Annotated in this window: 21 protein-coding genes, 1 other RNA gene and 1 pseudogene; 12 read left to right on the forward strand and 11 right to left on the reverse strand. The window is 50.9% G+C overall.

Translation table 11 applies throughout. The features are described 5' to 3' along the window. Nucleotides 1-101: 101 nt before the first annotated feature. From AC3G3F_RS17130 to lpp, 7 genes and pseudogenes are all read left to right on the forward strand, one after another. A pseudogene (locus AC3G3F_RS17130) lies at nt 102-1,327 on the forward strand (ribokinase). A gap of 11 nt (nt 1,328-1,338) precedes the next feature. Then, nucleotides 1,339-2,076 (forward strand): glutamine amidotransferase, encoded by a 738-nt coding sequence (locus tag AC3G3F_RS17135; RefSeq protein ID WP_121767726.1) that lies wholly within the window; start codon nt 1,339-1,341, stop codon nt 2,074-2,076. 58 nt (nt 2,077-2,134) lie between these two features. Continuing rightward, nucleotides 2,135-3,028, forward strand: coding sequence for a proline iminopeptidase-family hydrolase (locus AC3G3F_RS17140; RefSeq protein WP_070803556.1), 894 nt, complete (start codon nt 2,135-2,137; stop codon nt 3,026-3,028). Between the two features lie 21 nt (nt 3,029-3,049). Next, a complete protein-coding gene (locus AC3G3F_RS17145) occupies nt 3,050-4,393 on the forward strand; it encodes an APC family permease (protein ID WP_053508097.1) in 1,344 nt (447 codons plus the stop codon). A 163-nt stretch (nt 4,394-4,556) separates the two neighbouring features. Next, nucleotides 4,557-4,787 carry a protein YnhH gene (gene ynhH, locus AC3G3F_RS17150; protein WP_418895915.1) on the forward strand — a complete coding sequence of 77 codons (231 nt, stop codon included), beginning with the start codon at nt 4,557-4,559 and terminating at the stop codon, nt 4,785-4,787. A gap of 7 nt (nt 4,788-4,794) precedes the next feature. Further along, nucleotides 4,795-6,207 carry a pyruvate kinase PykF gene (gene pykF / locus AC3G3F_RS17155; protein ID WP_023248052.1) on the forward strand — a complete coding sequence of 471 codons (1,413 nt, stop codon included), beginning with the start codon at nt 4,795-4,797 and terminating at the stop codon, nt 6,205-6,207. 308 nt (nt 6,208-6,515) lie between these two features. Further along, nucleotides 6,516-6,752, forward strand: coding sequence for a murein lipoprotein Lpp (lpp, locus tag AC3G3F_RS17160; protein WP_001082307.1), 237 nt, complete (start codon nt 6,516-6,518; stop codon nt 6,750-6,752). A 68-nt stretch (nt 6,753-6,820) separates the two neighbouring features. Here the strand turns inward: lpp and ldtE are convergent, their stop codons facing one another. From ldtE to sufA, 7 genes are all read right to left on the reverse strand, one after another. Then, the gene (ldtE, locus tag AC3G3F_RS17165) at nt 6,821-7,822 is read right to left on the reverse strand and encodes a L,D-transpeptidase LdtE (protein WP_488395397.1); all 1,002 of its coding nucleotides are present in this window, start codon (nt 7,820-7,822) and stop codon (nt 6,821-6,823) included. Nucleotides 7,823-7,976: 154 nt separating this feature from the next. Further along, nucleotides 7,977-8,393 carry a cysteine desulfuration protein SufE gene (gene sufE, locus AC3G3F_RS17170; protein WP_023248050.1) on the reverse strand — a complete coding sequence of 139 codons (417 nt, stop codon included), beginning with the start codon at nt 8,391-8,393 and terminating at the stop codon, nt 7,977-7,979. Nucleotides 8,394-8,405: 12 nt separating this feature from the next. Further along, nucleotides 8,406-9,626 carry a cysteine desulfurase SufS gene (gene sufS / locus AC3G3F_RS17175; protein ID WP_023248049.1) on the reverse strand — a complete coding sequence of 407 codons (1,221 nt, stop codon included), beginning with the start codon at nt 9,624-9,626 and terminating at the stop codon, nt 8,406-8,408. Beyond that, the gene (gene sufD, locus AC3G3F_RS17180) at nt 9,623-10,894 is read right to left on the reverse strand and encodes a Fe-S cluster assembly protein SufD (RefSeq protein ID WP_053508100.1); all 1,272 of its coding nucleotides are present in this window, start codon (nt 10,892-10,894) and stop codon (nt 9,623-9,625) included. Before sufD ends, sufS begins: the two co-directional genes overlap by 4 nt. After that, the gene (gene sufC / locus AC3G3F_RS17185; RefSeq protein ID WP_023248047.1) at nt 10,869-11,615 is read right to left on the reverse strand and encodes a Fe-S cluster assembly ATPase SufC; all 747 of its coding nucleotides are present in this window, start codon (nt 11,613-11,615) and stop codon (nt 10,869-10,871) included. Before sufC ends, sufD begins: the two co-directional genes overlap by 26 nt. A gap of 16 nt (nt 11,616-11,631) precedes the next feature. Beyond that, nucleotides 11,632-13,119 carry a Fe-S cluster assembly protein SufB gene (sufB, locus tag AC3G3F_RS17190; RefSeq protein WP_053508102.1) on the reverse strand — a complete coding sequence of 496 codons (1,488 nt, stop codon included), beginning with the start codon at nt 13,117-13,119 and terminating at the stop codon, nt 11,632-11,634. A gap of 8 nt (nt 13,120-13,127) precedes the next feature. Then, entirely contained in the window at nt 13,128-13,496 is a 369-nt protein-coding gene (gene sufA, locus AC3G3F_RS17195) for a Fe-S cluster assembly scaffold SufA (protein ID WP_023248045.1), read from the reverse strand. 426 nt (nt 13,497-13,922) lie between these two features. On the opposite strand from sufA, the gene AC3G3F_RS17200 reads away from it, so the two are divergent. Then, a complete protein-coding gene (locus tag AC3G3F_RS17200) occupies nt 13,923-15,269 on the forward strand; it encodes an L-cystine transporter (protein WP_023248044.1) in 1,347 nt (448 codons plus the stop codon). A 287-nt stretch (nt 15,270-15,556) separates the two neighbouring features. Here the strand turns inward: AC3G3F_RS17200 and AC3G3F_RS17205 are convergent, their stop codons facing one another. The 3 genes from AC3G3F_RS17205 to ydiJ all read right to left on the reverse strand — a co-directional run bounded on the left by AC3G3F_RS17205 (nt 15,557) and on the right by ydiJ (nt 19,307). Beyond that, a complete protein-coding gene (locus AC3G3F_RS17205) occupies nt 15,557-15,745 on the reverse strand; it encodes a YdiH family protein (RefSeq protein WP_001537749.1) in 189 nt (62 codons plus the stop codon). A 98-nt stretch (nt 15,746-15,843) separates the two neighbouring features. After that, nucleotides 15,844-16,254, reverse strand: coding sequence for a 1,4-dihydroxy-2-naphthoyl-CoA hydrolase (gene menI, locus AC3G3F_RS17210; protein WP_023248043.1), 411 nt, complete (start codon nt 16,252-16,254; stop codon nt 15,844-15,846). Beyond that, nucleotides 16,251-19,307, reverse strand: a complete 3,057-nt coding sequence (gene ydiJ / locus AC3G3F_RS17215) for a D-2-hydroxyglutarate dehydrogenase YdiJ (RefSeq protein WP_053529791.1) — start codon at nt 19,305-19,307, stop codon at nt 16,251-16,253. The genes menI and ydiJ overlap by 4 nt, the downstream gene beginning before the upstream one ends. Nucleotides 19,308-19,571: 264 nt before the next feature. Here ydiJ and ydiK point away from each other — a divergent pair, with 264 nt between their 5' ends. The 3 genes from ydiK to aroD all read left to right on the forward strand — a co-directional run bounded on the left by ydiK (nt 19,572) and on the right by aroD (nt 21,800). Beyond that, on the forward strand, nt 19,572-20,690 hold the full coding sequence (gene ydiK / locus AC3G3F_RS17220) for an AI-2E family transporter YdiK (RefSeq protein ID WP_023248041.1): 1,119 nt from the start codon (nt 19,572-19,574) through the stop codon (nt 20,688-20,690). A gap of 182 nt (nt 20,691-20,872) precedes the next feature. Then, an RNA gene (rprA, locus tag AC3G3F_RS17225) (antisense sRNA RprA) lies at nt 20,873-20,980 on the forward strand. A gap of 61 nt (nt 20,981-21,041) precedes the next feature. Further along, on the forward strand, nt 21,042-21,800 hold the full coding sequence (gene aroD / locus AC3G3F_RS17230; RefSeq protein WP_053508108.1) for a type I 3-dehydroquinate dehydratase: 759 nt from the start codon (nt 21,042-21,044) through the stop codon (nt 21,798-21,800). Between the two features lie 99 nt (nt 21,801-21,899). Here the strand turns inward: aroD and ppsA are convergent, their stop codons facing one another. Further along, on the reverse strand, nt 21,900-24,278 hold the full coding sequence (gene ppsA, locus AC3G3F_RS17235; RefSeq protein WP_023248039.1) for a phosphoenolpyruvate synthase: 2,379 nt from the start codon (nt 24,276-24,278) through the stop codon (nt 21,900-21,902). Nucleotides 24,279-24,614: 336 nt separating this feature from the next. Here ppsA and ppsR point away from each other — a divergent pair, with 336 nt between their 5' ends. Continuing rightward, nucleotides 24,615-25,448, forward strand: coding sequence for a posphoenolpyruvate synthetase regulatory kinase/phosphorylase PpsR (gene ppsR, locus AC3G3F_RS17240; protein ID WP_023248038.1), 834 nt, complete (start codon nt 24,615-24,617; stop codon nt 25,446-25,448). The last annotated feature ends 141 nt before the right edge of the window (nt 25,449-25,589 follow it).

A 25,589-nucleotide genomic window follows, 5' to 3' on the forward strand; every position in this document is an offset into this window, starting at 1 on the left:
CTTATTTGGGGTTACTTCCGGTTCAGCGCATAATCTGTGATTGAATTCACCGCATGACAACATTGCCATAAATACAATTCAACTCACTACCCGGAGGCAATATTTTTAAAGAAGAAAGACGTCATGCCATCATTAATTTACTGATAAAAGATAATAGTGTTAGCGTCAGTAAACTTTCAGGCCTTTATAAGGTCAGCCAGGAGACTATTCGTTCCGATCTGCGCTTTTTTCAGAAATCCGGTATGCTTCAGCGTTGCTATGGCGGAGGGATTTTAAACCATGACGCGCTTAGTAAGCTTATCACTGAAAATAAGATTGATATCTCCAGCACTATCGCCACGCCAATCCATCAGGATGCAAAACTGCGCCGGGAAAGCACAAAAAAGCAGGCAAGGTATGTGTCTTAGGTTCATTTAATATTGATGTCTCAGCAACCGTGCCGTGGTTTCCGCAAAGCGGAGAATCCATTCTGGCCAGTCATTTTGGATTCTATCCTGGCGGTAAAGGAGCCAACCAGGCGTTGGCGGCAAACAATGCCGGTGCTGCGGCACATTTTATTTTTAAAGTGGGCAAGGATCAGTTCAGCGCATTTGCGATGAATCATATTATTCAATCAGGCATCGCCTCATACAGCGCATATCAAACAGATAAAGCGCCAACCGGCAGCGCATTGATCTATGTCTCCTCCGTTGATGGCGATAATATTATCGCCATCTATCCTGGCGCCAATATGATGCTCACCACGCAAGAGATTAACGAACAATACCGTTATATCGCCGAGTCTGACGTTATGTTAATGCAGCTCGAAACAAACATTGAAGCACTGACTGAGTTTATTCGGTTGGGAAAACAAGAAAATAAAACAATTCTCCTGAATCCTGCCCCCTATACAAAACAGGTGACGCATTTATTATCTGATATTGACATCATCACGCCGAATGAAACTGAAGCCTCTTTTTTATCCGGCGTAACCATTACTGATATTAATGATGGGAAAAAAGCCGGAAATATTATTCTGCAATCCGGGGTGAAAAAAGTCATCATTACCCTTGGCGCCCGTGGTTCTCTGCTCTGTGAGCACGCCCGCACGTTGTATATTCCTGCGTGGAGCGCCGTGGTAAAAGATGCCGCTGGGGCCGGCGACGCTTTTAATGGCGCTTTAGCCGCCGCGCTGGCGCGACAAGCAGACCTGGTCGCTGCCATTCAATATGCCTCCGCTTTCGCTTCTCTGGCGGTGGAACAAGTCGGTGCGTCGAGTATGCCTCAGCACTTGCAGGTTTTACATCGAATGCGTACCCAATCTAATAAAGTAATTAACATTAATTAACAGGTGACATAATGAAAATTTTATTTATTGGCGAGTCATGGCACATTCATATGATTCACTCTAAAGGTTTTGATAGCTTTACATCGAACAAATATGAAGAAGGCGCAGACTATTTATTATCCTGCTTACGCCAGGGTAATATCGATGTGGACTATATGCCTGCCCATATTGTGCAAACTCGTTTTCCACAAACCGCCGAAGCGTTAGCCTGCTATGATGCGATCGTCATCAGTGATATTGGTAGCAATACCTTCCTGTTACAAAACAGAACGTTTTATACTATGAATATTATTCCTGATGCGTTACAACTTATCGCAGATTATGTTGCTGAGGGCGGCGGCCTGTTGATGATCGGCGGGTATTTATCCTTTACCGGAATAGAAGCGAAAGCCAATTATAAAAATACAATTCTGGCGGAGGTATTGCCGGTTGATATGCTGGACGTAGATGACCGCGTAGAATTACCGCAAGGATGTAAAGCAGTAAATACAGCGGTAGAACACGTTATTACCCAGCCGTTTAGCGAATGGCCGCCGCTGTTAGGCTATAACAAGCTTATCGCCAAAGAAAAAAGTCATACCCTTGCTAAAATTAATGGCGATCCGCTGTTAGTTATGGGCACCTATAATAAAGGGAAAGTATGTTGCTTTGCCAGTGATTGTTCGCCGCACTGGGGAAGCCCACAATTTCTGCAATGGGAACACTACGCCACATTCTGGTGTAACGTTCTACTCGCGATAAAAAAATAATATTACCCAGGCGAACATGGATTTCGCCTTCCCTGCCACACACTGAGTAGTTAAAAATATGAATAATACTTATCTCTATGGCGAAATGTTTTCTGAAAGCATATTGACGAGCTATCGAATTTATGGCAACAGAAAATCATTACTCACGCCGCTAATTATCCTTCATGGCGGCCCTTCTGGCGGCTTTGATTATTTATTAAATTATCGTCGTCTGGCTGATGACGGGCGCATGGTAATATTTTACGATCAATATGGTTGCGGTCGTTCAACACATTTTCCTCATGCCGATGCGTCTTTCTGGACTATTGCGCGTTACCTCCGTCAATTAACCCAATTAATTGATCACCTGGGTATTGGGCTCGGGTATTCTATACTGGGACATTCCTGGGGTGGAATGCTTGCCGCAGAGCACGCCTGCTTACAGCCTGCCGGGCTTCGCGGGGCGATACTGGCCAGTTCACCGGCCAGTATCGCCCTGTGGCAACAGGAAGCCATGCGGCTCTTTAACGCCCTGGCGCCGATGTCCGATGACAATATCAAAGACGTCATTATGCCCGCCGTCATTTATCAAAACCCACCAGAACAGCTCGTCGCTTACTATGCCAGACACGTTTATACCCTCGCGGAAGAAACCGTTCATGTTCAGATCTCTAATGCGCAGTTCGCCGCCGACCCTACGGGTTATCACATTTTATGGGGAACCAATGAACTGGCGGTAAATGGCAAGCTTGCCAACTGGGATATTACGCCCCATTTGCGCCAGATACGTTGCCCTGTTCTGGTGCTACGCGGCGAAAACGATCAGGCAACCGAGCGCGTCGTCTCTCCGCTTCTCTCTCACATTTCAGACTGCCGCGCGGTCACTATTCCCCACAGCAGCCATAACCCGCATGAAGAAAATATCGCGCCCTGCCTCGCAGCGGTAAGCGCGTTTTTACGCGACCTGGCATAAAAAGCCATTAAGGTATTTATCATGAAAAAAGTCAAAAAATTGTCTCTCACTGATTTAGTGCTTTATGGTCTGGTGTTTATGGTGCCTATCGCGCCAGTCTCTCTTTATGGCGTCGTTTATAATCTTTCGCACGGTATGGTTGCACTGGTTTATATTATTGGCGCTATTGCGATGTTTTTTACTGCATACAGCTACTCTACCTTATCGCAGCATATTTCATCGTCGGGTTCAGCCTATGCGTATGCCGGCGTATGCATTAATCCCGCCGCAGGGTTTCTTACCGGATGGATATTATTGCTGGATTATCTTTTGTTCCCTACACTCGTGGCAGTGCTGGGCGGCGTCGCGGTCCACGCTATTTTACCGCAAATCCCGGTCTGGGTCTGGCCGTTGATTTATGTGGCTATCGGCACCGGAATCAACTATCTCGGTATACAGCAAACGGCGAAATTCGATAAGTTACTGGTCGTTATTCAACTCAGTATTCTGGCGATTTTCGTTCTACTGATTGTACGTCTGATGATGCTGGACAGTAGTCAGATAACGCTTTCCTTCCGGCCTTTTTTCGATTCACAGTGGTTCACCCCCGGACTAATCGCGACGGCGATTTCGGTAGCTGCGCTGAATTTTCTCGGCTTTGACGCTATCAGTACATTAAGTGAAGAAAGCGAAGGCGGGGGGCGCGCCGTCAGTAAAGCAACGCTGTTAGCGTTAGTTTTAGCGACGGTACTGTTTATTATCGTTGTGGCGTTTGCGGCTTTCGCCACCGGTAACGTCGACCGCTTCGCGGAAGGTAATGCGACGAATGAAGCATTTTTCACCATTGCCGGCAACGTTGGCGGTATCTGGCTTAAAGTGGCGTTTTCCATCATCGTGGCGTTTGTGTGCGCCGTCGGCAACATTATTACTGCGCAAACGGCGGTGTCCAGAGTGCTATTTTCAATGGGGCGCGACCGAATGTTGCCCGCCTTCCTCGCTCACATCCATACCACGCGTAAAACGCCGGATTATGCCATTCTGTTTACCGGCGGCGTCACCCTGCTGCTCAGCTACCTGTTTTCCGGCAAGATTGAATCTATCTCCACGCTGGTGAACTTTGGCGCACTTTTCGCTTTTTTTGTCGTGAACCTGTGTGTGTTTATTCTGTTTAATTTCCGGATGAAAGCCCAGCGGCGCATTTTTGCCCATGTTATTTCGCCAATCATGGGGATGATCGTCATCGGCTACGTCTGTTTAAACATGAACATTCACGCTTTGATACTCGGAATTAGCTGGGCGGCGATCGGGATAGCGATTCTGTGCTATCGAAAAGCGCACAACCAAAACATCGCCATCGACCTGGAAGGCAAAAAGTTGCTTGATTGACATCATACGCAACAATACTCCCTGTTGCGCAACGCCGACCATGATCGGGCGGCGTCATCGCCAGATACATTGTAAACATTGTAATAACAAACCGTTGTGGATCTGCACAGATGTCCTGTGAAACAGGGTTTTCATTTTCCTTTTATGTAAATTTCAGCGTATAATGCGCGCCAATTGTCTCTTGAATGGTTTCAGCGCATTGGACTGTAAAACTCAACGACTAAAACTATCCCCTTTCCGTTGGGCTGAAACGCGAGCACACATTCCTCTGCACGCTCTTTCGATGTCACCTATCCTTAGAGCGAGGCATCATCACTTTAGCAACACAGGCTTAGCTTCCGGGCCATGCGCGCCTGAAGCCAGATTTTCATATCCTCCTCAACTTAAAGACTAAGACTGTCATGAAAAAGACGAAAATTGTTTGTACTATCGGTCCGAAAACCGAATCCGAAGAGATGTTAACCAAAATGCTGGACGCGGGCATGAACGTGATGCGTCTGAACTTCTCTCATGGCGATTATGCAGAACACGGTCAGCGTATCCAGAACTTGCGCAACGTGATGAGCAAGACCGGTAAAAAAGCCGCTATTCTGCTTGATACTAAAGGACCAGAAATCCGCACCATTAAACTGGAGGGCGGCAACGACGTTTCTCTGAAAGCGGGTCAGACCTTTACTTTTACCACCGACAAATCCGTGATCGGTAATAATGAAATCGTTGCCGTCACCTATGAAGGCTTCACCTCCGATCTGTCAGTTGGCAACACCGTACTGGTTGACGATGGTCTGATCGGTATGGAAGTAACCGCCATCGAAGGCAATAAAGTGATTTGTAAGGTGCTGAACAACGGCGATCTGGGCGAAAACAAAGGCGTTAACCTGCCGGGCGTTTCTATCGCTCTGCCCGCACTGGCTGAAAAAGACAAACAGGACCTGATCTTTGGTTGCGAACAGGGCGTTGACTTTGTTGCGGCTTCCTTTATCCGTAAACGTTCTGATGTTGTCGAAATTCGCGAGCATCTGAAAACCCACGGCGGCGAAAACATCCAGATTATCTCCAAGATCGAAAACCAGGAAGGCCTGAACAACTTCGATGAAATTCTCGAAGCTTCCGACGGCATCATGGTTGCGCGTGGCGACCTGGGTGTAGAAATCCCGGTTGAAGAAGTGATCTTCGCGCAGAAGATGATGATCGAAAAATGTATCCGCGCACGTAAAGTCGTGATCACGGCGACTCAGATGCTGGATTCCATGATCAAAAATCCGCGTCCGACCCGCGCGGAAGCAGGCGACGTTGCGAACGCCATCCTCGACGGTACGGATGCAGTTATGCTGTCCGGCGAATCTGCAAAAGGAAAATACCCGCTGGAAGCCGTTTCTATCATGGCGACCATCTGCGAACGTACCGACCGCGTCATGAGCAGCCGTCTGGATTACAACAACGACAGCCGTAAACTGCGCATTACGGAAGCGGTATGCCGCGGCGCGGTAGAAACCGCCGAGAAACTGGAAGCGCCGCTGATCGTGGTAGCGACCCAGGGCGGTAAATCCGCTCGCGCCGTGCGTAAATACTTCCCGGACGCCACCATCCTGGCGTTGACTACCAATGAAGTGACCGCCCGTCAGTTAGTGCTGAGCAAAGGCGTGGTGTCGCAGCTGGTGAAAGAAATTAATTCTACTGATGATTTCTACCGTCTGGGCAAAGATGTCGCCCTGCAAAGCGGCCTCGCCCAGAAAGGCGACGTTGTAGTGATGGTCTCCGGCGCGCTGGTTCCAAGCGGCACCACTAACACCGCCTCTGTTCACGTACTGTAATAATTGTTATGTGAATTAAGTTGTTTAAAAAAGCGCCCTCGCGGCGCTTTTTTTATTTAATCGATAGCTGCTATTAATAAAAAATCAAATCGGATTTTACTATCTAATTGCAGATTATCTAAGAAGAATCCGATGGAAGCCCCCTGTTTTATTTCGGTTTTTAGGGACTTTCATGCTTTTCGATGCTTCTTTGAGCGAACGATCAAAAATAAGTGCATTCCCATCAAAAAAATATTCTCAACCTAAAAAAGTTTGTGTAATACTTGTAACGCTACATGGAGATTAACTCAATCTAGAGGGTATTAATAATGAATCGTACTAAACTGGTACTGGGCGCGGTAATCCTGGGTTCTACTCTGCTGGCTGGTTGCTCCAGCAACGCTAAAATCGATCAGCTGTCTTCTGACGTTCAGACTCTGAACGCTAAAGTTGACCAGCTGAGCAACGACGTGAACGCAATGCGTTCCGACGTTCAGGCTGCTAAAGACGACGCAGCTCGCGCTAACCAGCGTCTGGACAACCAGGCTACTAAATACCGTAAGTAATAGTACCTGCGTAATAAAAATGGCGCACATTGTGCGCCATTTTTTTGTCCGTCTGTTTGCCGCGAAAGCTACTGCGTCGCGCGCGTTTGCCCCTCTTCCCCGACAAAACCGTTCTGAGCGGATTCGACTGCTGTCGTATTTGCCCCCGACGTCTGCCTGGCGCTCACGCTGACAGGATACCCGGCTCTCCGGTATAGCGCCTTATCGACCAGGCGACTATCCACCCCTTCCGCGTTTCTGAACGAGGTAAACTCCGTAGGCAGCGCGTAAGGCATCGTCTGCACGTTTTGCTCTTCTTCCGGTGATAGCGGCCTGTGCACCTCTACATAACGAATGCCATTCGGCTCGACAGAGAATTTCACCGGCTGGTTAATCACTTTTACCGGCGTCCCCGTTCTGACCTGCGCAAATAACGCTTTAATGTCAGGCGCATTCATGCGAATGCAACCGGAGCTCACGCGCAGGCCAACGCTATCCGGCGCGCTGGTGCCATGAATAAGATATTCTCCATTACCGTGCGCCAGACGCAGCGCATAGCGTCCCAGCGGGTTATTTGGCCCGGCAGGGATCACCGGCGGTAGCGTGATCCCCCGCTCAAGCGAACGTTGGCGTATGCCCGCCGTCGGCGTCCACGTCGGGTTGGGGATCTTTTGCCCTATCCGGGTGTCCATGACGGGAGTCTCCAGTCCCTGCAAACCGATGCCGATGGGATACACCTGAACGCGATTTTCTCCCGGCGGGTAATAATACAACCGTAGCTCCGCGAGATTGACGATAACGCCTTCCCTGGGCGCATCCGGCAATAGCATCTGCGAGGGAATGGTAATTAACGTACCAGGCTTAGGCACCGGCGCAATCGTATTGTTCGCTTCAAGAATGAGCATCGCCGCCGTATCAAAACGCCGGGCGATAGCCTGCAGGTTTTTATCACCTTCCTGTACGGTATAGGTTTGATTCTGACCAATAAGACGGCTGCCTTCGGGCGGCAATGGATAATCAACCGCCCAGGCCGCCTGTAACGCGCTATACGCGCTGATAAATGTAAGAGTAACGAAAGACGCACGTTTCATACCAAACCTCCTGTATTCCTGGTGATGCCCCCTGCGACGACTGATAGCGCTTCGCTTATCAGAACAACAAAATACACGCTCTGTCCACTCTGGATAAAGCGACGTCGCCGTCCGGCAAAGGATTTGACATCAGGTAGAACGCTGTCTGTATAGTTTAGCTAAGAGTGGCGGCCTTAGCGCGAATTGCGCGAATCATTGCTTCCAGCCCCTGAGAACGGGAAGGCGTGAGGTGCTGTGCAAGCGCCATTTTTTCAAACCATGGCCGTACATCAAAATGCACAATATCCTGCGCCGTCATTTGGTGGTACAAAATAAACACCACCGCCATAAGGCCTTTGACGATCGCCGCGTCGCTGTCGCCCTGCAATTCGATAATGCCGCCAGCGTTTCGCCGCATCACGATCCACACCTGGCTCTGACAGCCCTGAATCGTATTTTGCGGATTACGATCCTGCGTATTTAATTCCGCCAGGCGCTGCCCCAACTCAATAATATATAAATATTTCTCTTCCCAATTAGCGCAACGCATAAAGTTACGCAGCAATTTTTCTTTATCCGGTAGCGCAGCCATAAAACCTCACTGTTATCCTAATAAACGGTGGATACGCGTTAATCCTGCCACCAGTCGGTCCACTTCTTCATGGGTGTTATACATCGCCAGCGAAGCCCGGCACATTGCCGGCACGCCATACCAGGCCATGAGCGGCATCGCGCAGTGATGCCCCGTTCGTACCGCGATACCGTAATTATCAAGGAAGCTGCCAACGTCATAAGCATGGTGTTTACCCAGGTTAAAAGCGACGACGCCCAACCGCTGCGCCGGACCATATAGCGTAATATCAGGCACCTGCGCCAGTTGCTCCAGCGCATAGTGCATCAGTATCTGCTCATAATCGCCAATCTTATCCAGGCCCAGCGACGTCACATAGTCAATTGCCGCGCCGAGACCGATGATACCGCCAGTATTCGGCGTTCCCGCTTCAAAACGCCAGGGCGCCTTCGCCCATGTCGTTCCCTGCGTCAGGCTAACAGTCGCGATCATCGACCCGCCCCCTTCCCACGGCGGCATCTCTTGCAGCAACGCCTCTTTAACATACAGAATACCGATGCCGGTCGGCCCGTAGAGTTTATGGCCGGAAAAAACGTAAAAATCGCAGTCCAACGCCTGGACGTCAACAGCATGATGCATCACAGCCTGTGCGCCATCCACCAGCACTTTCGCCCCATGCTGGCGCGCCAGCGCAATCATGTCCGGCAGCGGGTTTTCCGTCCCCAGCACGTTGGAAACATGGGTAATGGCCAACAGTCGGGTTCGGTCATCGAACAGCGTTGCTAAAATCTCCAGCCGTAGCGTACCGTCAGGATTCAATGGGATCACGCGCAGTTCAGCGCCTTTGCGCTCGCACAGCATCTGCCAGGGAACGATGTTAGCGTGATGCTCCATCTCGCTGATAATAATGTTATCCCCGGCGCGAATATTTTCCGTTCCCCAACTGTTGGCGACAAGGTTAATGCCCTCCGTCGTACCGCGCACGAAAACCAGTTCTTCTGCGGAGCGGGCGTTAATAAACCGCGACGCCTGCTTACGCACATTCTCCATGCTTTCGGTCGCCTGCGCGCTTAACGTATGGATACCACGATGTACCGCAGCGTAGCCGTGACGGTAGAAGGCAGATTCAGCGTCAATCACCTGATTGGGTTTTTGGGCGCTGGCTGCGCTGTCCAGGTAAGCCAGCGGCAGGCCGTTAATTTCACGTTGCAATATGGGAAAATCCGCCCGTACCTTTTCAACAGAAAATGTCATGCTAAGCCTCCGGGCAGTCGCTGGCCAATTCGCGCCAGTACCTGCTGTTTAAGGGCGCTATCATGGATAGCTTCCGTTAACTCTGCGGCAAACGCGTAAAGAATCATGTGCCGCGCCTCCTGCTGCCTGATGCCGCGTGATTGCAGATAAAACATCTGCTCATCGTCAATACGCCCGATCGTCGCGCCGTGGCTGCACTTCACGTCATCGGCATAGATCTCTAATTGCGGTTTGGTATCGACTTCGGCCAGTTTCCCTAATAGCAGGTTATTATTGGTCATCTGACCATCGGTTTTAATGGCGTGTTGTGCCACGTTGATCAGACCATTAAAGACCGCGCGTCCTTTGTCGCTGACGATGGTCTTGTGCAACTGGCGGCTGTTACAGTAGCCTTTGTTATGTTCCAGCCATGTCCGCGTATCGCAGACTTCATTTTTTACCGGCATCGCCAGGCTATTAAGTCGAAGCGTCGCGTTTTCGCCATTCAGTTGTGTGCTGGTGTGGTGACGTAGTACTGCGGCGCCCAGCAGAAAACTGTGGCTAAACGCCGAGGCGTCTGTCGCCAGCAGAAGATCGTTATGCGCAAAGTGATAGCTGGACGCATTTTCAAACGCCAGTTTGATATGGCGCAGTTGCGCATTCCCTGCAACCTTCATCGTCAGACGCGCGCCGGTAAAATGTTTTGCCTCTGTAAGGCTGACATAATGCTCAATAACCGTCGCCTCCGCGCCCTCCGCCAGCGCCAGATGGTGGCGATAATGCGCAGTGTTTAGCTCGTCGCCAGCCACGCCCTGGGTGATATGCATTAACAGTAGCGGTCTGGTCGGACGCTGATTTTGCCGTACCTGTATATACGTAACACATTGCGCCAGGCTTTCCGTCAGATGCAGAAAAACCTCGGGCTGTACCGGCGCGGCAAGCGTCTGGCGCTCATCCATGACGCTAACGTCAAATCCGCTGTTTTGCGTGCTATCACTGAGCTCTGGCATAAACCGCCCGTCGACAAACACCAGCCGCACGGCATCGATTTGCAACGCCAACGCATCACGCTGTACGGCGCTGATAGTCGCAAACTGCTGGATAAACTGGCTATGAGTTAAGCCCTCCAGCGGTGTGTATTTCCAGTCTTCATGTTTACGCGTTGGCAATCCCAGACGCAACATCTGTTGTAAATGTTGTCTTGCCTGCTCAGTTCGACTTTCTCCTTTCTCTTCAAAGAGATGCTGCCATTGTTGTAGCGCTTTACTGCTGTTCGGTAAGCCAGCCATAACCCTGCTCCTCCAGTTGTTTGACCAGAGTAAAATCGCCGGATCGGACAATTCGCCCCTGATAGAGGACATGGACGTAATCGGGCTTGATGTAGTCCAGTATGCGCTGATAGTGGGTCACGATAATAAAAGCGCGTTTATCGTCGCGTAGCGCGTTGACGCCTTCCGCCACAATTTTCAACGCATCGATGTCCAGTCCGGAGTCAGACTCATCAAGGATGCACAGTTCCGGCTCCAGCACCGCCATTTGCAAAATATCATTGCGCTTTTTCTCCCCGCCGGAAAAACCGACGTTTACCGAACGGGTCAGTAAATCTTCCGGCATTTTCAGCAATGCGATCTTTTCTTCCATCAGATCCTGAAAATCAAAGCGATCCAACGACGCCTGCCCTCGGTAGGCGCGCACGGCATTCAGCGCGGTTTGCAGGAAAAACTGGTTACTGACGCCGGGGATTTCTACCGGGTACTGGAAGGCCATAAAAATCCCTTCGCCCGCCCGTTCTTCCGGCGACAGTTCAAGCAGATCTTTACCTTTGAACGTAACCGAGCCGCCAGTGACCTCATAATCTTCACGTCCCGCCAGAGTAGCGGAGAGCGTGCTTTTTCCGGAACCGTTCGGCCCCATAATGGCGTGAACTTCGCCGGGGCGAATCTCCAGATTCAGGCCACGCAAAATTGCTTTTTCTTCCACACTGACCTGTAACTCTTTGATGCTTAACATGGGTTTTCCTTAATCATTAACCGACGCTGTGCTCAAGACTAATCGCCAGCAGTTTTTGCGCTTCAACGGCAAACTCCAGCGGCAGTTCCGAGAAAACGTCTTTACAGAAACCGTTGACGATCATCGAAATAGCGTCTTCTTCGCTGATGCCGCGTTGCAGGCAATAGAAAAGCTGATCTTCACCGATGCGTGATGTTGTCGCCTCGTGCTCTAGCTGCGCGCTGTTATTACGGCATTCAACATACGGGAACGTATGCGCGCCGCAGTCCGCGCCAATCAACATGGAGTCGCATTGTGTGAAATTTCGGGCGTTGGTCGCCGTCGGCATAATTTTTACCAGCCCACGGTAGCTGTTCTGGCTGTGCCCGGCGGAAATGCCTTTTGAGATAATGGTCGAGCGCGTGTTTTTACCGATATGGATCATTTTGGTGCCGGTGTCAGCCTGCTGATGTCCGCTGGTCAGCGCCACGGAATAGAACTCGCCGATAGAATTATCACCGCGCAGAATACAGCTCGGGTATTTCCAGGTAATCGCCGAACCGGTTTCCGACTGAGTCCAGGACATCTTGCTGTTTTCCCCTTCGCACAACGCACGCTTGGTCACAAAGTTCAGAATGCCGCCCGTGTTGTTGTCGCCCGGGAACCAGTTTTGTACGGTGGAGTATTTTACTTCAGCGTCTTTATGGATGATGACTTCCACTACCGCGGCGTGGAGTTGATAACTGTCGCGTACGGGCGCGGAGCATCCTTCGATATAACTCACATAGCTGCCTTCATCTGCCACCAGAATCGTGCGCTCAAACTGACCGGTTTTCTCGGCGTTAATGCGAAAATAAGTGGATAGCTCCATTGGGCAACGCACGCCTTTGGGAACATAGATAAACGTCCCATCGGAAGCGACCGCCGCATTCAGCGCGGCAAAAAAGTTATCGTTCCCCGGAACGACGGTGCCAAGATATTTCCTGACCAGGTCAGGGTGATCGTGTATCGCTTCACCAAAAGAACAGAAAATAATGCCCTGCTCCGCCAGTTTTTCACGGTATGTGGTCGCCACGGAGACAGAGTCAAAAATCGCATCTACGGCGACCTCTTTCCCTTCGCGAACGGGAACGCCAAGCTGCTCGAAGGCGTCTTCAACCTCTTTACTCAGAAAAGTATTCGCGCCTGTTTGCTGTACGGCTCCCGGCTGGGAAACGCAGCTATCGTCGCAGTTTCCGCATGATGGCGCAGAGTAATAGCTGTAGTCCTGATAGTTCAGTTTATCGTAGTGCGCCTTCAGCCAGTGCGGTTCATCCATTTCCAGCCAGGCTCTATAGGCATTGAGACGAAATTCCAGCATCCACTCAGGTTCGTTACGCTTTGCGGAAATCGCACGCACCACCTCTTCGCTGATGCCTTTTGCCAGTTCATCAGTGGGTAATTGCGTGAAAAATCCTTCTTTGTAATTAAGGCGTCCGCCTGTCCAGATGCCGACCTCTTCCGTTGCTTCAGTATTACGAGACATAGTACCGCCTATACCCCAAAACTTTCGCCGCAGCCGCATTCATTCTGGGCTTTGGGGTTATGAAATTTAAATAACTGGTTCAGCCCTTCCTGTACGTAATCCACTTCTGTTCCGTCAATAAAAGGCATCGCCTGTAACGGCGCGAAGAGCTTTGCACCTTCGACTTCAAAAACCAGATCGTCTTTATCCGGTTCCCGAACGGTATCCAGAACATAGCCGAATCCGGCACATCCCGTCTGTTTTACGCTTAACCGCACGCCCAACATGCCCGGCTGCTTTGCCGCCAGTTCACGTATGTGCGTCGCCGCCGCTGGCGTTAACGTCAGCCCTTGCCAGGGGAAGTCCTCCGGGTTAAACGTTCCTGAATGCAATTCCATAGGGTTACCTCGCGTTCTTAATCACCAGGATATAACAGCATGTTAGTGATAATGATTATCACTTCAACCCCTTAACCACAGGGGCTTTCCGACAAACGGTCAGATTGAGCGCCTTTTATTAAGCATAGACCCTGTCCGCCAGGCCATAAGACAGACAAAAATTCATTTAATATGTTGATATTTAATGAGTTAAAAGATATTGACCGTTCTGACAGGTCAAAAACGAAAAGATGTATAGAAAATGACTATTTAATTAATAGGCTGTCGACGTTGTTGGGCTGCGAGGTCAGAACCCCATTTTTTGTATGGATACCTGGCGTTCCACTCTTTATAATCCGCAACGGTTCTATAACTCAGTTTGGGCTATAGGTTTATGTTAACTCTTTCCGGCATTTCAGGTGCTGAATGAGGCAAGAGGCTTAAAATATGGTTGTCACGCTCGCGTATATCGCACTTTTTTTGGTTTTCTCGTGGGTCATCTTCAGAATTAATCAAAAAAGCGACTCCCTGTCGAAAAGCGTTTTTATCGCTATCTTTTTAGGGGCTGTTATTGGTTTATCCCTGCATTTTATTTCAGCAAATCACACTAAAACTATTATCGAATGGTACAGCATCGTCGGCAATGGTTACGTCAACCTGTTAAAACTGGTCGCTATACCGCTAATTTTTATTTCTATTATTTCTGCCATCAATAAACTGGAAAATAGCGCCGGCATCGGAAAAATGTCGCTGACGATCGTCGGGTGCATGTTATGCCTGGTGATGATTGCCGGTTTTATCGGATTACTGACCGCTCATATACTGGGACTTGACGCCAGCGCTTTTGTGCACATGCCGTCAACATTGACCACCGAAGAAGTCAACAAAACTGCCGCCGTGTCGATTCCCCAGTTGATAACATCGCTGATCCCGACGAATATTTTTCTTGATCTTACGGGGGCCAGAAGTGTTTCCGTTATCGGAATCGTTATCTTCACGCTAATAGCGGGGATCGCCCTGTTAAAAGTCAAAAAAGAGGCGCCGCAAGAAGGTCAGAAATTAAGCGCAGGCATTAACGCTATTCAGATCTGGGTGATGAAGATGGTACGTATCGTTATTGCATTAACGCCCTATGGCGTCATGGCATTAATGACTACCGTATTTTCATCATACCGCCTTGAACAATTCGCCAGCTTACTTGGTTTTATCGGCGCCTGTTATATTGCGATTTTAATGATGTTTATCGTGCACGCCATTTTGCTGGTCCTCAGCGGTAATAATCCAGCACGTTATTTCAGAATGGTCTGGCCTGTCTTAACCTTTGCGTTTGTTTCCCGCAGCAGCGCAGCCTCTATTCCGCTGGCCATTTCCGCTCAGGAAAAATTTGGCGTACAAAGCACCATTGCCAATATTTCCGCTTCGTTTGGCTCCAGTATGGGACAAAATGGCTGTGCCGGGATTTATCCGGCTATTATGGTGGCGATGATTGCGCCCACCATCGGAATTGATCCGCTCTCGCTGCATTTTCTGGTCGCGATGTTGCCCGCTATTGCGCTGGGGTCCATTGGCGTAGCCGGCGTCGGCGGCGGCGGTACGTTCGCGGCGCTGATTGTCCTGTCGACGTTGAATTTTCCCGTTGCGCTGGTCGGTATTTTTATTGCCATCGAACCTATCGTTGATATGGCCCGCACGGCACTGAACGTTAACGGATCGATGATGTCAGGTGTGCTGGCTAACCGTATTTTGAACAATAACACGGCTGACGACATGCCAGCGGTTATTGATAGACCTTAGTTTTTTGCGCGCCCGGGAAAAGAAAAACCCTTAAGTCTGTTCAATACAGGCTTAAGGGTTCCGGCCCCATCCGGCGCTTATCTCCGGCACTCTTAATGGCTTAGCTCTTGAAGGGGCATAAGAATAATCTCATAAAGAGAGCACGCCTTTTTAGCACAAATGGCGATCTGTGTTTTTTTAAACAAAATCAAGGGGATTGCATATTACCAGATGAAATTGTCTGGTGAGATTGCCTGGCAACATAGCCGGATGGCGGCGAACGCCTTATCCGGCCTACACAGACTTTATTAATGCACGCCCAACCGCCAGGCGAAATAGATCTCTTCTTTCAGTTCGGTTGCAGAGAGGGTGAGGAGATCGGCAAACTCTAACTCCAGCTGTTTTAAACGTTTCAGATACTGCGCGGGAGAAAGTTCGGTTTTATCACGGCGTAAGAATTCAATCGCCAGTTGGGTTGGGTCTAAATCAGTAGACATATCATCCTCGCTTATGTGTAAACGTGCACAGTATATCACCTTTTTCTGCGCATATTTTGACCAAAAGCAATATGCATCACACTTTTACGGTGACAACGTCACACAATCGCTGTAGTAAGACGCGAAGAACAGCACAGACGTCCCTGTTCATCAAAGATGTCTATCTGCCAGACCTGATGGCGAGCCCCGATATGCAACGCTTTACAGACGCCCCGCACGCGCCCCTGACGTGCCGACCGTACATGGTTGGCATTCACCTCCAGACCCACCACCTTTTGCTCCCCCTGCGTACACAGATAGCCTGCGACCGAACCGATACTTTCCGCCAGTACCACAGACGCTCCGCCATGCAGCAAGCCGAACGGTTGTTTGGTGCGATGATCGACGGGCATTGTCGCTTCCAGCGTATCATCCCCAATATGCTCAAAGTGGATATCAAGCAGGCCAACCATATTCCCTTCCCCCATCGCATTTAGCGCATCGAGGGTCACTTCGCGTTTCCAGATCATCCCATAATCTCCAGTAATGCCTGCAACGGGTGACGCACGCCCGTACCTTCAATGCGTTTGACCTGGCTTCGGCAGGAATAACCGGTTGCCAGGCAACGGTTTCGCGGTAGACGTTGCATCGCCTGATGCCAGGATAGCTCATAAATTCCCAGCGAATTTTGATGATTGGTTACTTCATGTCCATAAGTACCCGCCATACCGCAACAGCCTACGCTGACATTTTCCAGCTTCGCGCCAAAATGGGCGAAGATGGCGGCCCACTGCGCAGGCGCGCCGGGTAAAGCCGTGACTTCCGTACAATGGCCAAAAAAGTACCACGGTTCGCCGCTCACCTTGACGGACAGTCTTGCATTTATTTCCTGCGCCAACCATTCATTCACCAGCAACACATGAAAATCGCCGCGCTGTTCGCCCAGCGCCAGTTTGTATTCGTCGCGATAACATAGCACCAGCGCCGGATCGACGCCCACCATCGGCATCCCCAACGCGGCGATCCGATTAAGAAATTCAGAGGTTTTTTTCGCCGTTTTCGCAAAGCGATTAAGAAAACCTTTAATATGCTGCGCCTTACCATTCGGCGAGAACGGCAACAATACCGGTCTCCTGCCCAGTTTTTCCGCCAGGCGGATAAAATCCGCCACGACCCGAGCATCGTAGTAGCTGGTAAACGGGTCCTGAACCACCAGTACCGTTTTCGCTTTTTGCTCAGCGCTCATGCGCTCCAGTTGTTCAAGCGTCATATTGGCGGACGGATGGCCCACCAGTTGCTGTTGCAACGAGGGGGCGGAAAGCAGCGGTAAGTCCACCATACCGATATGTTTTTTCGCCAGATTACGAACCATCGGTTGGTTAATAAAAAAGTTAAAGGTCTTTGGCGCACGCGCCATCAGCGGCGCATAGGTCTCGACCGTCGCCACCAGATGATCGCGAACCGGACGCAGATAACGCGTATGGTAAAGCTGTAAGAAACGTGAACGAAACTCCGGAACATCGATTTTAATCGGACACTGGGTCGAGCAGGCTTTACACGCCAGACAGCCGGACATGGCCTCTTTAACTTCATGGGAAAAGTCATACTCGCCTTTGCGTCTGTGCCAACTATTCCGGGTACGGGCAATCAGCGTGCGCAAGCTGGCGCGTTTTTCCGGCAGATCCTTTTCCAGCTTCAACGGATCGACGCCGCGATCGGCCAATAGACGGAGCCATTCCCGCACCAGCGTCGCCCGCCCTTTCGGCGAGTGGATTCGGTTAAGGCTAATTTTCATCGACGGGCACATCGGGCTTTTCGCATCGAAATTAAAACACAGGCCGTTACCATTACACTCCATAGCGCCGCGCCAGGTCTGCCGTACCGCCAGCGGGATTTGACGATCCCAGGTGCCGCGTTTTACCGCATCCACCTTCATCATCGGCGCCTCTATCCCCTGCGGTGGACAAATTTTACCCGGGTTAAGTCGATTGTGCGGATCAAAAGCCGCTTTTATTTTGCGCAGCTCGCCATACAGGACTTCCCCGAAAAAGGCCGGGCTGTATTCCGCACGGAAGCCTTTTCCATGCTCGCCCCACAACAGCCCGCCGTATCTGGCGGTCAGCGCGACGACCTCATCGGAGATCTGTTTCATCAACAGTTCCTGCTGCGGATCGCACATATCCAGCGCCGGACGCACATGCAGCACCCCGGCATCCACGTGACCGAACATGCCGTAGCTTAATCCATGACCATCCAGCAGGGCGCGAAATTCGGCGATGTAATCGGCCAGATGTTCAGGCGGCACGCAGGTATCTTCCGCAAAAGGAATCGGTTTAGCAGCACCTTTCGCATTACCCAGCAGCCCTACCGCTTTTTTACGCATCGCGTAAATACGCTCAATACCCGTCAAATCGGTACAAAGTTGCCAGCCGATCACACCCGCTTCCGCACGCGCCATCAGGCCATCCAGCCGGTGGCACAGCGCCTCGATCTGTCCGTCAATAAGCGCTTCATCGTCACCCGCGAATTCCACGATATTCAGGCCAAGCATCTCTTTATCCGGCACATCGGTAATCAATTCGCTAACGGAGTGCCAGACAATATCTTCCCGCGCGAGGTTAAGGACTTTAGAATCGACCGTCTCGACGGATAAGGCGCGCGCGTCAACCATAAAAGGGGCATTACGCAGCGCGGAATCAAAGGAGTCGTATTTTACATTCACCAGACGGCGGACTTTGGGTATCGGGGTAATATCCAGCCGGGCTTCAGTAATAAACGCCAGCGTCCCTTCCGACCCTGTTAAGATGCGGGTGAGATCGAAGCGGGTCATGTCATCGTTAAAGACGTGGCGTAAATCGTAGCCTGTCAGGAAGCGATTGAGCTTTGGAAAGCTATCGAGGATAAGTTGACGATTTTCCAGGCAGGACTGATAGACGGTCTGATAGATGCGGCCTGGCGTCGTCGTGTTTTCACCCAGCGTCTGGGCAAGCTCTACGGGCATCGATTGCGTGTCAAGGATATCGCCCCCCAACAATACGGCCCGTATGCCTAAGACGTGATCTGACGTTTTTCCATAGACCAGCGAGCCCTGACCGGAAGCATCGGTATTAATCATACCGCCCAGCGTTGCGCGATTACTGGTGGAAAGCTCCGGCGCAAAAAAATAGCCATACGGCTTTAGCGCCTGATTAAGCTGATCTTTTATAACTCCCGCCTCTACCCGCACCCATCCCTCTTCAGGATTAATTTCAATAATGCGGTTCATATAGCGGGACATATCAACAATAATGCCCTGGTTTAGCGCCTGGCCATTAGTGCCAGTACCGCCGCCTCGCGGGGTAAATATCAGCGACGTAAAGCGCGGCTCCGCCGCCAGACGGGCAAGAAGCGCGACATCCGCCGTAGAACGAGGAAACACAACAGCATCGGGAAGAAGCTGGTAGATACTGTTATCGGTCGACATTGTCAGACGGTCGGCATAGCTGGTTGCCGTATCGCCCGTAAACCCTTGCTGCTCCAGCGCCTGCAAAAAATTGAGCACCAGCTGAACGACGCCGGGTGCCTGAGAAATTTGTGGAATCATTATATTGACCCTTTCCTGCGGTCTATGTTGTGAACGGTGGCGCCCAACCCGGCGAGCGCGAGCGGTCTACGCACAGGAAGGGATGCTTAATCGTTTGCGTGTTGCGTTATTTGTTGTATCACATTTTTTTCCTGTGCGCCCAACAGAATTACATGCAGAATCGGCCTGTTAAAAACCGCTGAAATTGCTCATCATTATAGGGTGTGGTTTGCATGTTCACGTCGCGCCAACGTTCTGGCGCAAAGACAAAGGTGAAAAGTATTTATGGTAAATGTTCGTCAGCCCAGGGATATTGCGCAAGTGCTGCTATCGGTGCTGTTTTTAGCCATCATGATTGTGGCCTGTTTGTGGATAGTACAGCCTTTTATTTTAGGGTTTGCATGGGCAGGTACGATTGTTATCGCGACCTGGCCCGTTTTGCTGAAATTACAAAAAATATTGTGGGGCCGCCGCTCGCTTGCCGTACTGGTCATGACGTTGCTGTTAGTGCTGCTCTTCGTTATTCCCGTCGCCTTGCTGGTTAACAGCATTGTCGATGGTAGCGGCCCGCTCATCCATGCAGTGACTGGCGGCGATATGACGCTACCCGATCTTGCATGGTTAAATAATATTCCGTTGGTTGGCGCCAAACTGTATGCCGGATGGCATAGTCTGCTGGATATGGGCGGTAGCGCTATTATGGCGAAAGTGCGGCCTTATATTGGCACAACCACGACCTGGTTTGTCGGTCAGGCGGCGCATATAGGACGCTTTATGATGCACTGCGCCCTGATGCTGTTGTTTAGCGCCCTGCTTTACTGGCGCGGCGAACAAGTGGCGATGGGAATACGCCATTTTGCCTGTCGTCTCGCGGCTAAACGCGGCGATGCGGCGGTTCTGCTGGCTGCCCAGGCGATCCGTGCCGTGGCGCTTGGCGTGGTTGTCACCGCGCTGGTACAGGCAGTACTTGGCGGCGTCGGGCTGGCGATTTCCGGCGTGCCTTACGCTACCCTGTTGACGGTAGTGATGATCCTTTCGTGTCTGGTTCAATTAGGGCCGTTGCCGGTACTGATTCCAGCCATTATCTGGCTTTACTGGACAGGCGACACCACCTGGGGCACCGTACTGCTGGTATGGAGCGCCGTCGTCGGCACTCTGGATAACGTGATTCGCCCGGTACTCATCCGCATGGGCGCCGATTTACCGCTGCTTCTGATCCTTTCCGGAGTGATCGGTGGCCTGATTGCATTCGGCATGATTGGTCTGTTTATTGGACCGGTGCTTCTGGCCGTGACCTGGCGTTTGTTCTCCGCGTGGGTAAATGAAATTCCGGCGCCAACGAATGAACCAGAGGAGATCCTTGAAGAGCTGGATGAAATCGAGGAAGCCAACAAACAGTCATAATCCAGTCGGGCGGCATCGCCGCCCGATGCTTTAGCGACGTTTATCAATTCAACGCACTCCCCATTTTGATTCGCCTGTCTGCTCCCCACCACATCTCATTTCTGTCTCAAATTCGTTACAGTTTTTAAACTATTGAGACGAATCTGATCGACGCAAAAAGTGCTCATGCCTACTATTAGCACACGGTTATAAATCAACGCATTGATTTATAAGCATGGAAATCCCCTGAGTGAAACAACGAATTGCTGTGTGTAGTCTTTGCCCGTCTCCCACGATGGGCTTTTTTTTTACTTCAAGCGGCCAGCCTCACCGTTCATAATGGCGAGAAGAAAAAAAACCGACAGGACACGCATGAAAACCGTCACCGTAAAAAATCTTATCATTGGCGAAGGGATGCCCAAAATTATCGTGTCGTTGATGGGGAGAGACATCAACAGCGTGAAAGCGGAAGCGCTGGCCTACCGCGAAGCCACATTCGATATTCTGGAGTGGCGCGTGGATCACTTTATGGATATCGCATCGACTCAATCCGTTCTTACCGCTGCGCGTGCTATCCGCGATGCGATGCCTGACATTCCGTTACTGTTTACTTTCCGCAGCGCCAAAGAAGGCGGCGAGCAGACGATAACCACTCAGCATTATCTCGCGCTTAATCGTGCCGCAATCGACAGCGGCCTGGTCGATATGATCGATCTTGAGCTATTTACCGGTGATGCTGACGTTAAAGCCACTGTCGATTATGCCCACGCGCATAATGTTTATGTCGTGATGTCTAACCACGATTTTCACCAGACGCCGTCCGCAGAGGAAATGGTTCGGCGGCTACGTAAAATGCAAGCGCTCGGCGCGGATATTCCCAAGATTGCCGTTATGCCGCAAAGCAAGCATGATGTATTAACGTTACTCACTGCCACGCTGGAGATGCAGCAACGCTACGCCGACCGTCCGGTAATTACTATGTCGATGGCGAAAGAGGGTGTCATTTCACGTCTGGCAGGGGAAGTGTTTGGCTCTGCCGCCACGTTTGGCGCGGTGAAGCAGGCTTCGGCGCCGGGGCAAATCGCCGTTAATGATCTACGCAGCGTATTAATGATTCTGCACAACGCCTGACCCGGCATAATGCCGGCGTCGAGCGGCATACGCCCTATCCGGCCTACACAACATGTTTCTTGTGCAGGCCGGATAAGCATAGCGTTATCTGGCCGCGGTTTACTTCTTCAGTTCCGCCAGACTCAGCCAGGTCTGAACCACGGTATCCGGGTTCAGCGACAGGCTGTCGATCCCCTCTTCCATCAGCCAGGCAGCAAAGTCTTCATGGTCAGACGGCCCCTGACCGCAAATTCCAACATATTTGCCCTGTTTTTTTGCCGCGCGAATCGCCATCGACAGCAGCGCTTTCACCGCGTCATTACGCTCGTCAAACAGTTCGGAAACCACGCCGGAATCGCGATCCAACCCCAGCGCCAGTTGTGTCATGTCGTTAGAACCAATCGAGAATCCATCAAAATATTCGAGGAACTGTTCAGCCAGCAAGGCATTGGACGGAATCTCGCACATCATGATGATCTTCAACCCATTCTCGCCGCGTTTGAGCCCCTGACGCGCCAGCTCTTCGACGACCGCTTTCGCCTGGTCGACCGTCCGCACGAACGGGATCATGATTTCGACGTTGGTAAGGCCCATATCGTTGCGCACGCGTTTCACCGCTTCACATTCCAGCGCAAAACAATCGCGGAAACTTTCTGCGACGTAACGACCCGCGCCGCGGAAGCCCAGCATCGGGTTTTCTTCATGCGGCTCATAGCGTTCGCCGCCGACCAGGTTGGCGTATTCGTTGGACTTAAAGTCAGACAGGCGAACGATGACGCGTTTCGGGTAGAAGGCCGCGCCTAACGTCGCGATCCCTTCCGTCAGTCGACCAACGTAAAATTCACGCGGCGAGTCAAACCCCTTCATCATCTCACGAATGTCGTTTTGCAGCGCGGCATCCTGGTCGTCAAACTCCAGCAGCGCGCGCGGGTGAACGCCAATCATACGGTTAATGATGAATTCCAGTCGCGCCAGACCTACACCTTCATTCGGCAGGCAGGCAAAGTCAAATGCCCTGTCCGGGTTGCCAACGTTCATCATTACCTTCAGCGGTAGCTCTGGCATGGTATCTACGCTGGAGCTTTTTACGCTGAAATCCAACATGTCAGCATAAACATAACCGGTATCACCTTCCGCGCAGGAGACGGTCACTTTTTCGCCATCTTTCATGCGTTCGGTGGCGTCGCCACAGCCGACTACCGCCGGAATGCCCAATTCGCGGGCGATAATCGCCGCGTGACAGGTTCGCCCGCCACGGTTAGTGACAATCGCCGCCGCTTTTTTCATGATCGGTTCCCAGTCCGGGTCGGTCATGTCGGTGACAAGGACATCACCAGGCTCAATACGGTTCATTTCGCCGATATCATGAATAACTTTCACCGTACCCGCGCCGATACGATGACCAATGGCGCGACCTTCGGCAATGATTTTCCCCTGCGCATGTAGCGTATAACGCTCCATCACCTGGCCGCGAGAGCGCACGGTTTCCGGACGTGCCTGCACAATAAAGAGCTTACCGGTATGACCGTCTTTCGCCCATTCGATATCCATCGGACGACCATAGTGCTGCTCAATCTGCACCGCCTGTTTCGCCAGTTCCTGCACTTCTCCGTTGGTGAGCGAGAAAATGTCGCGCTGTTCCTGCGGCACATCTTCAATCTTCACTTGCTTGCCGTGTTCCTGAGTGGCGGCGTAAACCATGCGGATTTTTTTTGACCCCATGGTGCGCCGCACGATGGCCGGACGGCCTGCCGCCAGGGTTGGCTTATGCACATAAAATTCATCCGGGTTAACCGCGCCCTGCACCACCATTTCACCCAAACCCCATGCCGAGGTGATAAAGACCACCTGGTCAAAGCCGGATTCGGTATCGATAGAGAACATCACCCCTGACGAGGCGAGATCGGAGCGAACCATTCGCTGCACGCCAGCGGAAAGCGCTACGCCGCGATGATCATATCCCTGGTGAACGCGATAAGAGATGGCACGATCGTTAAACAGAGAAGCAAATACGTGTTTCACTGCTACCAGTACCGCATCGAAGCCCTGAACGTTAAGAAACGTTTCTTGCTGACCCGCAAACGAAGCATCTGGCATATCTTCCGCCGTAGCGGAGGAGCGTACGGCAAAAGAGGCATTTTCATCATCCGACGAAAGCTGCGCATAGGCATCGCGGATAGCGTTTTCCAGCGTCGGCTGGAAAGGAGTGTCGATAATCCACTGGCGGATCTGCGCGCCCGCTTTCGCCAACTGGGAGACATCATCAATATCCGTCTTATCCAGCAGTTCATAAATGCGCTGGTTTACGCCGCTTTGATCCAAAAACTGGTTAAACGCATCAGCAGTAGTTGCAAAACCATTCGGTACGGATACGCCCATGCCGGAAAGGTTAGTAATCATTTCACCCAGGGAGGCATTTTTGCCCCCAACTCTGTCTACATCATTCATGCCGAGTTGGTTATACCAAAGCACCAGCGGTGACGAGCCATTGTTGGACATCGAACAATCCTTTTGTGATAAATGAACGAGTTTAAGAAACACATAATTGCGTATTTATCCTGGCATACTTAAACCCGCGAAAAAAACGGTGAATCGTTCAAGCAAATTTATTTTTTCATTTTTTCAGATTGTTTACGTATTTGCGCAAACCCACGCATGGCGCGGCATTCCCTTAATAACCCTCGGTATAAACTGCGTTTCCAGGAAATGAAACGCACTTTTCATTAATTATAAAAAGCATATGTCATTTTATAAAATAAGCGACAATTTATACGTTTCCCGTTACTTTTAATTTATGCTTTCAGATAATTATGTTTACTCTTCAGGATGAACAGAATGGATAATGTTGTTGATCGCCATGTTTTCTATATTTCTGATGGTACCGCCATCACCGCCGAGGTTCTGGGTCACGCGGTTATGTCGCAGTTTCCGGTGACGATCAGCAGCATCACGCTGCCATTCGTGGAAAACGAAAGTCGCGCCCGCGCCGTCAAAGACCAAATTGACGCCATTTATCAACAAACCGGCGTTCGCCCGCTGGTGTTTTACTCGATTGTTTTACCTGAAATTCGCGCCATCATCTTACAGAGCGAAGGGTTCTGCCAGGATATCGTCCAGGCGCTGGTGGCGCCGCTTCAGCAGGAGATGAAACTGGACCCGACGCCGATCGCTCATCGTACTCATGGGCTTAATCCGGGTAATCTGAACAAGTATGACGCCCGTATTGCCGCTATCGATTATACCCTGGCGCATGATGATGGCATTTCGTTGCGCAACCTCGATCAAGCCCAGGTGATTTTACTTGGCGTTTCGCGCTGTGGAAAAACGCCCACCAGCCTCTATCTGGCGATGCAATTTGGTATTCGCGCGGCTAACTACCCTTTTATCGCCGATGACATGGATAATCTGACGCTGCCGACATCGTTAAAACCTTTGCAACATAAACTGTTCGGACTGACGATTAACCCTGAACGCCTGGCGGCTATTCGCGAAGAACGCCGTGAAAACAGTCGCTACGCCTCGTTGCGTCAGTGCCGCATGGAAGTGGCGGAAGTCGAAGCGCTGTATCGCAAAAATCAGATCCCCTGCCTGAACAGTACCAATTATTCCGTTGAAGAGATAGCCACCAAAATTCTCGACATTATGGGGCTTAATCGCAGAATGTACTAATAAACTAGTTCAATGGATTGTTTTTTGTTATCATGCCGTTCTGCCTGCGGGGTGTGACACGCCTCGCACTTGAAATCAGCAGGGATTGGTTTATCGTGATGCCCATCACTTCCCGGTAGTCCTGCCGTTGAAGCAACAAAT

Source organism: Salmonella sp. FC25216 (genome assembly GCF_057751355.1).